This is a genomic window from Luteitalea sp., assembly GCF_044337415.1.
In the GTDB taxonomy this organism is placed as follows: domain Bacteria; phylum Acidobacteriota; class Vicinamibacteria; order Vicinamibacterales; family Vicinamibacteraceae; genus Luteitalea.
In genome coordinates this window covers 92189-98872 of record NZ_JBIINP010000001.1, presented here as the reverse complement: position 1 = coordinate 98872, position 6684 = coordinate 92189, and the positions used below count along the sequence as shown (strand labels likewise).

General features: G+C 68.8%; 7 protein-coding genes. 2 read left to right on the top strand and 5 right to left on the bottom strand.

Annotated elements, in window-relative coordinates:
- Positions 1–41 precede the first annotated feature (41 nt).
- Positions 42–461, top strand: a complete 420-nt coding sequence (gene tsaE / locus ACIRDX_RS00410; protein ID WP_396623415.1) for a tRNA (adenosine(37)-N6)-threonylcarbamoyltransferase complex ATPase subunit type 1 TsaE — start codon at positions 42–44, stop codon at positions 459–461.
- Between the two features lie 39 nt (positions 462–500).
- On the opposite strand, the gene ACIRDX_RS00405 is transcribed toward tsaE, so the two are convergent.
- Both ACIRDX_RS00405 and ACIRDX_RS00400 read right to left on the bottom strand, forming a co-directional pair.
- Positions 501–806: a hypothetical protein gene (locus tag ACIRDX_RS00405; protein ID WP_396623411.1), complete on the bottom strand. Its 306-nt coding sequence runs from the start codon at positions 804–806 to the stop codon at positions 501–503.
- Positions 803–1627 (bottom strand): HAD-IB family phosphatase, encoded by an 825-nt coding sequence (locus tag ACIRDX_RS00400; protein WP_396623410.1) that lies wholly within the window; start codon positions 1625–1627, stop codon positions 803–805. Before ACIRDX_RS00400 ends, ACIRDX_RS00405 begins: the two co-directional genes overlap by 4 nt.
- A gap of 172 nt (positions 1628–1799) precedes the next feature.
- Between ACIRDX_RS00400 and ACIRDX_RS00395 the strand changes: the two genes are divergently transcribed.
- A complete protein-coding gene (locus ACIRDX_RS00395) occupies positions 1800–2912 on the top strand; it encodes a GntR family transcriptional regulator (protein WP_396623409.1) in 1113 nt (370 codons plus the stop codon).
- Positions 2913–2965: 53 nt separating this feature from the next.
- Here the strand turns inward: ACIRDX_RS00395 and ACIRDX_RS00390 are convergent, their stop codons facing one another.
- The 3 genes from ACIRDX_RS00390 to guaB form a co-directional block, all read right to left on the bottom strand.
- Positions 2966–3859, bottom strand: coding sequence for a PIG-L deacetylase family protein (locus tag ACIRDX_RS00390; protein WP_396623408.1), 894 nt, complete (start codon positions 3857–3859; stop codon positions 2966–2968).
- A gap of 115 nt (positions 3860–3974) precedes the next feature.
- Positions 3975–4868: a PIG-L deacetylase family protein gene (locus tag ACIRDX_RS00385; RefSeq protein ID WP_396623407.1), complete on the bottom strand. Its 894-nt coding sequence runs from the start codon at positions 4866–4868 to the stop codon at positions 3975–3977.
- 203 nt (positions 4869–5071) lie between these two features.
- Complete coding sequence (gene guaB, locus ACIRDX_RS00380) at positions 5072–6616, bottom strand: IMP dehydrogenase (protein WP_396623406.1); 1545 nt, start codon at positions 6614–6616, stop codon at positions 5072–5074.
- Between the last annotated feature and the right edge of the window lie 68 nt (positions 6617–6684).

The following is a 6684-nucleotide window of genomic DNA, read 5'->3' as shown; positions in this document are numbered from 1 at the left end:
GAACTCTCCGCCGAGCGGAAGGCCGGCGACGACGAGGACGAGTGATCGCGGAGACGACAACATCGGAACGCGCGACACGCGCGGTGGCCCAGCGCCTGGCCGCGACGCTGGCGCCGGGCGCGGTCCTGCTCCTGCACGGCGACCTGGGAGCGGGCAAGACGGCGTTCGTCCGAGGACTCGCCGAAGGCCTCGGCGTTGCGGAAGACGAGGTGAGCAGTCCGACTTTCACCCTGGTCCATGAGTACCGGGGCGGAAGGCTGCCGCTCCATCACGTCGACCTCTACCGCCTGCCCGACGGCAGTGCGTCCCTCGAGGACCTGGGACTCGACGAGACGGCCGAGGACGGCATCCTGGCCATCGAGTGGCCCGAACGCCTCGCCCGGCCCGTGGCGGGGGCCCTGCACGTCCGATTCAGCATCATCGACGAGGACACGCGCGCGCTGACCATCGGCGAGACGTAGCGCGGGACCAGGCCCCGTAGGGGAGGCTGTCGGGCGTGCTCAGGCGGCCTCCGCGGCCCTCCGGTCGCCACCCGCCTCGGTTGCGGGCGCGGCGGTGGAAGGCGCGGTGCCGGACGCGGGTGCCGAATCGCGGTCCCGACGATGCCGGTACTCAGCCCAGCAGGCGGCGCTCAGCACCAGGATGTTGGACCCGATGACGGGGGGCGCCTGCAACACCAACCCGTAGGTCAGCCACAGCGTCGCGCCGGCCATCTGCACGCGCCGCAACCGCGCCTGCTCGCGTGTCAGGTATGAGGCCGTGAAGACGGCCGTCGCCGCCCAGCCGATGGCATCAGGGGTGGTCATGCCGACTCCGCCCGGACGAGCGCGGGCGTTTCCCGCAGGGTGATGCGGTCGGTGCGTGCCCGCTCCCAGTCCTGGAGCGACAGCCCGTACCCCGCGAACAGCTCGCGAATCCGCGTCGAGTTCCACCCGGCCACATGTCCGAGGATCGGCACCATGACGCTGAGGGCGCTGTCGCTGAGGAGCGTGCGACGGGCGATCCGCGCGAGGTGGCGATTCTCGGAGACGGCGATCGTGAAGCCGTCGCGGTTGTTGACGTGCAGCATCACGTGGACATCGGAACTGCCGTCGCCGACGTAAATCGTGTGCTCGGGCCGACTGCTGGTCCGCGCCTCGAGCTGCTCGAGCACCGCCACCTTGCCGTATCCGGCCGGCACGTGCTTCACGGCCGTGACCTCGCCCGACTGCGCGTCGAACTCGAGCTCGGTGCCGAAGATGTGATCGTCGGGCACGACGCCCTCGAGGGCGGCGCAGATCACCTCGCGCGGGGCCGCCGAGATGACGAAGAACGAGAAACGGCAGCCCGGAATACCCCGCGAGAGGACGTCCACCAGGTGCGGGATGTCGTCCTTCAGCCGCACGCGACGCCCGGCTTCGATCAGGTGCTCCCGCCGGACCGCCCGGAACTCGGGGTCGTGGCGGAGCAGGTAGGCCAGTTCGCCGCCCTGGTGCACGAGGTTGCTGCGGGCGAGGCCGGCGACCTTCTCTTCGAAGCCCGATGCGCCGATGAGTTGGCTCAGCACCACGCCCGAGTCGTTGAAGCTCAAGGTCTGGTCGAAGTCGCTGGCCACCAGGAAGTGCACCGGTTCATTCGTGGTTGTCATGTCACTCCTTCGGAGCTACACCAAGCCTCCTGAAAGAGAGCATAGCAACTTCATAGTGGTCTGACCAGTAAACTTTGCGTAAATGCTTAGACAATGGCGTCACGATATCCCTTGAAGCACGCGCGGGAGCGTGAGCCTTGTTCATGTCGCCAAGTTGTCATAGCATCTTGACATGCAACGGAGCGCGCTCGCCGTCCCCAAGTATCAGGTCGTGTTCGAGGCGCTGCGTCGCGACATCGAGAGCGGCCGGCTGCCGGCCGGAGGACGGGTGCCGAGCGAGGCTGAGCTCGTGGAGCGATTCGGGGCCTCCCGCATCACGGTCGGTCGCGCGGTGAGGGACCTCCAGCTCCAGGGGCTCGTCGAGCGCCGCGTCGGCTCGGGCACGTTCGTCCGTCGTCCGCCAGCCACGGCGGCCGTCGATTGCACGTTCGGCGTGCTGGTACCCGACCTGCCCGACATCGAGATCTTCGAGCCCCTCGTGCAGGGCCTGCTCGCGGCCCCGGAGTCACGCGGCCACGCCTTTCTCTGGGGCGGCGGCGAGCCTGCGCCGGCGGCACGAGCCGCGGCGGCGTGGTCTCGGGTGCAGCAGTACATCGCCAGGCGCGTCGATGGCGTGTTCCTCGCGCCGCTGGAGGGACTGGCGGCCGGCGACGACACGAACGTGCGCATCGTGACGGCGCTCGATGCTGCAGGCATTCCGCTCGTGCTGCTGGATCGGTCGGCCTATCCGTACCCCAGGCGGGGCCCCTACGACCTGGTGGGCATCGACAACCGGCGTGTCGGATTCGCCGTGACCGAGCACCTGGTGCAGGCCGGAGCGAAGCGGGTCGCGTTTCTCGGCTCGGAGATGGGCGTGTCGACGATCGACGGGCGCCGCGCGGGCTACCGGGAAGCCCTCGACGTGCTCGGGGCTGACACCACGCTGGCGCGGCTCCCGCTGCCGTCGCCAGATGACCGCGACGCCGTGGCGGCGTATCTCGCCAGTCATGCGCCCGACGCCGTGGTCTGCGCACACGACCGGGGCGCTGCCCGGCTCATGCATACGCTGCTGGCCCTCGGACGTCGGATTCCCGACGACATCCGCATGGCGGGGATCGACGATGTCGAGTATGCCGGGTGGTTGCCGGTGCCGCTCACCACGATGCGGCAGCCGGTGGCGCAGATCGGGGAAGCAGCGGTCGCGGCGATGCTGGAGCGTCGGGCTCACCCCGAACGCCCCGCTCGCGACATCTTCGTGCAGTGCTCGCTGGTGGTCCGCCAGTCGTGCGGCGTCCGGGCTCACTGACGGGCTGAAGGCCACAGGCCGCCTGTAGCCCGTGGCCTTGTCGCCTGGTGGGACTATCGCGGCAGCAGCGTGTCGAGGTCTGCGGCCGTCACCTGACGGCCGTACTGGTTCAGCTGGAACGCCTCGGCGTACTTCACTTTCGACCCACGCTCCTGGCCGTATCGCGCGATGAGCTGCGCGCGATACTCGTTGGCCCCGGCGGCGAGCCACCCCTTCACCGTCTCGACGATGTAGGCCTTCCGCCCGGCCTCGTCGGTCGGCATGTTGGGCAGGGTGCGGCCCTGCCACGAGTCCGCGTCGCCGAACTGCGACGGCATCGCCGCGATGCACTGGAACTTCTTCTCCGCGACGGCATCGATGTCCACCACCACGCTCGGCACGAAGGTCTTCGGCACGTCGAACCCGTCGGCCGAGTTCAGGTAGATCGGGTTACGGGGCGTGGCCGGCGTGTCGGGCACGAAGAACGGCGCCTGCACCACGATGGCCGTGTCGTTGAGCAGCACCCCCACGTTGCGGTGGTCGGCGTGGTAGTCGTACGGACGATGGCCGATGACGATGTCGGCCTGCCAGTCGCGAATCTTGCGCGCGAAGGCCCGGCGCGTCTCCAGGTCGGGCACCAGCTCGCCGTCGTGGATGTCGAGCACGTCGGTCGTGATGCCGAGGATGCGCGCGCACTCCTGCACTTCCTTGTAGCGCCGCTGGGCAAGCGGGCCGCCCGCCTGGCTGAAGTGCCCGATGTCGCCGTTGGTCGCGGCCACGAACTTCACGCGATGCCCCTGGGCGGCCCACATCGCGGCCACGCCCCCGGCCTGCAACTCGGCGTCGTCGGGATGCGCGCCGAACACGATGATGTTGAGCGGGCGTTGCGCCGTCAGCGGCGCAGACGACGATGCGAGGGTAACCGCGAGCAGGGTGGCCGCCAGGGCCGGGAGCGAACGACGAGTCATGTGAGCCTCTGGGGGAGGTGAGCCCCGGCACGCGCTGCGCGCCGGGGCCAGGCAGGGGAGCGATCGGCCTGAGTCGCGGGGAGGGCCGGACCGCCTGCTGACGAAGGCCGGACGCCTACTTCGGGAACATGCCGTCGAGGTCAGCCGGCTTGACCTGCTTGCCGTACTGGTTGAGCTGGAACGCCTCGGCGTACTTCACCTTCGACCCACGATCCTGCCCGTAGCGCGCGATCAACTGCGCGCGGTACTGGTCGGCGACGGCCGCCGAGCGCTGCTTGGCGAGCTCGAGCAGGTAGGCCGGGCGCTTGACCGGATCATCGGGCACATCAGGACGCGTCCGCCCCTGCCAGGAGTCCTTGTCGCCGAACTGCGACGGCATGGCGTTGATGCAGGCCCACTTCTTCTCGGCGACCTCGTCGATGCCGACGACGACACTCGGCTCGAAGGGCTTCGGATCGGTGAAGTTGTCGGAGTAGTTGAGGTAGATCGGGTTGCCGTTGGTCGCCGGCGTGTCCTGCACGAAGAAGGCAGCGCCGACGACGACGGCCGTGTCGTTCAACAGCACACCGACGTAGCGGTGATCCGGGTGGTAGTCATAGGGGCGGTGGCCCATCACGATGTCGGCCTGCCACTCGCGGATCTTGCGCGCGAACATCCGGCGGTACTCGAGCGTCGGCTCGAGCTCGCCGTCGTGGATGTCGAGCACGTCGGTGGTGATGCCCATGATGCGGGCACACTCCTGCACTTCCTTGTAGCGGCGCTGGGCCAGCGGGCCACCCGCCTGCGCGAAGTGCCCGATGTCGCCGTTGGTCGCCGCCACGAACTTCACCTTGTGCCCGGCCGCGGCCCACTTGGAGGCCACGCCCGCCGCCTTCAGTTCGGCGTCGTCGGGATGGGCACCGAACGCGATGATGCGGAGTTGGCGAGGAGCTGATGGCTGTGTGGCCGAGACGGCGACGCCGAGCGCCAGCAGGCAGAGCCCGAGGGAGGGGAGGAGACGACGAGTCATGTCGCGCATTCTAGACCGGGTTCCGGGTACCGGGTACCGGGTTCGGGATGCCTCGATGCCGACGGCGCGAATGCCGGAGGGGAGAACGTCGGGGGAACGAGGAGGATGGGAAAGGAAACGGCCGTCGGAGGGAAGGCCGACGGCCGTTGGCGTGCGCGAACTCCGTACCCGGCACCCTGTACCCGGTACCCGGCTCCTGATGCCTATCGTTCGACGCGGTAGTTCGGGCTTTCCTTGGTGATGATCACGTCGTGCACGTGGCTCTCGCGCTGCCCGGCGGGCGTGATGCGAATCAGCTGGGCCTCGCGCTGCAGGGCCTCGATGTTCGCGCAGCCGCAGTAGCCCATGCCGGCCCGCAGGCCGCCCACCAACTGGTGCACCATCGCCGCCACGGTGCCCTTGTGCGCCACCCGGCCCTCGATGCCCTCCGGCACGAGCTTGTCGGTGCCCTCGCCGGTCACGGCGTTGAGCTCGAACTCGTCCTGGAAGTAGCGATCGCGCGAGCCCTTGCGCATGGCGCCGATCGAGCCCATGCCGCGGTACTCCTTGAAGGAGCGGCCCTGATAGAGGATGACCTCGCCCGGGCTCTCGTCGGTGCCGGCAAACAGGCTGCCGATCATCACCGTGCTGCCGCCCACCGCGATCGCCTTGGTGATGTCGCCCGAGTAGCGGATGCCGCCGTCGGCAATCACCGGGATGCCGGACGGTTTGGCGGCGCGGGCGCACTCGGCAATCGCCGACACCATCGGCACGCCGATGCCGGCGATGACGCGGGTCGTGCAGATCGAGCCGGCGCCGATGCCGACCTTGACGGCGTCGACGCCCAGCTTGATCAGGTCCGCGGTCGCGGCGCCCGTCGCGACGTTGCCGGCGACGAGTTCGACCTGCGGGAACTTCTGGCGCAGGCGTCGGACCATCTCCATCACGCCGACCGAGTGGCCGTGCGCCGTGTCGATCACCAGCACGTCGACATGCGCGGCAACGAGCGCCTCGGCGCGGTCGAGCGTGTCCTTGGCGATGCCCACCGCCGCGCCGACCCGCAGGCGGCCGAGCGGATCCTTGCACGCCATCGGGTACTTGAGGGCCTTCTGGATGTCCTTGACCGTGATGAGGCCCTTGAGGCGGTACTCGTGATCCACCACGAGGAGCTTCTCGACCTTGTGGCGGTGCAGGATGTCCTGCGCCTGGTCGAGCGTCGTGCCCACGGGAACCGTAATCAGGTTCTCACGGGTCATGATCTCGTGAATCGAGCGATCGAGGCGCGTCTCGAACCGGAGGTCGCGGTTGGTCAGGATGCCGACCAGGCGGCCCTCCTTGCTCCCGTCCTCGGTGATCGGCACGCCGGAGATGCGGTACTTCCGCATCAGCTGGTGCGCCTCGGCGATGGTCTGCGACGGCGAGAGCGTGATCGGGTTGACGATCATCCCGCTCTCGGAGCGCTTGACGCGATCGACCTCGTTGGCCTGGTCCTCGATCGGCAGGTTCTTGTGGACGATGCCGATGCCGCCCTGCTGCGCCATGGCGATCGCCAGACCGGACTCGGTCACGGTGTCCATCGCGGCGCTGGCCAGCGGCACGTTGAGCCGGATGTTGCGCGTGAACCGCGACGAGATGTCGACCTGGCTCGGCAGGGTCTCCGAGCGCTGCGGCACGAGCAGGATATCGTCGAAGGTGAGTGCGGTCTGCAGGCCGCGCTCCACTTGTTCAGCGGGCGAAAGGGTCGCGAGGGTGTCCGTGGTCATGGGCATTCAGGCGCGTGGAAACACGAAAGGCCGACGCATGTCGGCCTCGTGCTGTCGTGCGGATGGCGGAATCG